General features: G+C 49.0%; 2 tRNA genes. Both read left to right on the top strand.

The annotated features are described in order from the left end of the window. Positions 1 to 37: 37 nt before the first annotated feature. A tRNA-Lys gene (locus tag PGC35_RS22175) sits at positions 38 to 110 on the top strand. A 24-nt stretch (positions 111 to 134) separates the two neighbouring features. Next, a tRNA-Leu gene (locus PGC35_RS22170) sits at positions 135 to 219 on the top strand. Positions 220 to 255: the final 36 nt, after the last annotated feature.

Genomic DNA, 255 nt, shown 5'->3' with positions numbered 1-255 from the left:
GTTGAGGGTTCAAGTCCTTTCTCCGGCACCATTTTTAGAGCCATTAGCTCAGTTGGTAGAGCATCTGACTTTTAATCAGAGGGTCGTAGGTTCGAATCCTACATGGCTCATCACTTTTTAAGTGAATAATGCATGCGGGTGTGGCGGAACTGGCAGACGCACTAGACTTAGGATCTAGCGCCGCAAGGCGTGGGGGTTCGACTCCCTTCACCCGCACCATTTAATTTAATAACCGAGCGGAAGTAGTTCAGTGGT

This window comes from Psychrobacillus sp. PGGUH221 (assembly GCF_042055255.1).
Taxonomy (GTDB): domain Bacteria; phylum Bacillota; class Bacilli; order Bacillales_A; family Planococcaceae; genus Psychrobacillus.
Note: the sequence above shows the minus strand (reverse complement) of the source record. Positions and strands in the feature narration are given on the sequence as shown.